1 protein-coding gene and 1 pseudogene are annotated in these 1,233 nt (G+C 59.1%); both read left to right on the plus strand.

What is annotated here, in order from left to right; genetic code table 11:
• The first annotated feature begins 94 nt into the window (after positions 1-94).
• The gene (locus ACIOWA_RS28045; protein WP_339433666.1) at positions 95-988 is read left to right on the plus strand and encodes a hypothetical protein; all 894 of its coding nucleotides are present in this window, start codon (positions 95-97) and stop codon (positions 986-988) included.
• Between the two features lie 19 nt (positions 989-1,007).
• A pseudogene (gene rplI, locus ACIOWA_RS28050) lies at positions 1,008-1,145 on the plus strand (50S ribosomal protein L9); the annotation flags it as partial.
• Positions 1,146-1,233: the final 88 nt, after the last annotated feature.

Here is a 1,233-nt window from a genome sequence, read left to right on the forward strand (position 1 = left end):
TATCAATCGCGCCCGCTTCCTTGCACAGCTGGCCTACACCGACAGCCACCGCCGCTGAGACCGGGCAGTCGACAAGTAGCAAAGGATTGAATGCATGCGTGCCTTAGCTGAGTTCATCATGCGAGGCCGTATGCAGGCCACTCTCGTGGTGGCCGGATGTGCAACATTGCCGTTGTTGTATTGGTTGGGTGCTGCCGCCGGGAGCCTTGTGCTTCTGCGGCGCGGATTGACGGACGCCCTTGGCGTTCTGTCCCTGGGGCTGCTGCCGGCATTGGTCTGGTGGTTGTATGCCGATGATCCACGCGCACTTTTAGTGCTGCTGGGGTCTTCGGGGCTTGCGTTGGTTTTGCGCGCAAGTGAGTCCTGGGTTCGCACGCTGCTGGTCAGCGTAGCCATTGGAGTGGTGTTTTCAGTGGTGCTCGGGGCGGCGTTTGCAGCCCAGATCGAGATGCTCGCGCAGGCCCTTATAAAGGTCATGCCAGCGCTTCTCGGTGAGACCTACAAGCAATTGTCGGTCGATGAGCAAGCGCGTTTCGCGTCCCTGATTGCACCGGTCCTGACCGGGCTGATTGCGGCTTTGTTGCAGATCGTCAGCGTGCTGAGCCTGATTGTCGGGCGTCATTGGCAGGCGTTGTTGTACAACCCGGGTGGTTTTGGTCGCGAGTTTCGCGCCATCCGAATCCCGCTGGGGCCGGCGATGTTACTGCTGGCGTTGATGCTTCTGGGCCCGAATCTCGGTGCACAGATGGCCATGTTGACGCCGTTGTGCAGTGTACCGCTGGTGTTCGCCGGACTTGCCCTGATTCACGGGCTGGTCGGGCAGAAGCGACTGGCCGGTTTCTGGCTGGTGGGGTTGTACGTCACGTTGTTGCTGTTCATGCAGCTGATCTATCCGTTGCTCGTGGTTCTGGCCATTGTCGACAGCCTGATTGATTTTCGCGGTCGTCACGTGTCGAAAGACACCGACAGCGCGAACGGTGAAGGTTAAAAGTTAAGAGGATTTCCACATGCAACTGATCCTTCTGGAAAAAATCGCCAACCTGGGCAACCTGGGCGACAAAGTAAACGTTAAGGCCGGTTACGGCCGTAACTACCTGCTGCCTTTCGGCAAAGCGACCGCTGCGACTGCTGCCAACCTGGCTGCGATCGGTCGGGTTGAGCAGCATGACGTGATAGGCCATCGGCGCGAACGTCACCTTGCCGCCGGCCGGAATGTCTACGCTCGGCACTTGC

Origin of the sequence: Pseudomonas sp. NPDC087614 (genome assembly GCF_044743485.1) — a bacterium.
In the GTDB taxonomy this organism is placed as follows: domain Bacteria; phylum Pseudomonadota; class Gammaproteobacteria; order Pseudomonadales; family Pseudomonadaceae; genus Aquipseudomonas; species Aquipseudomonas baetica_A.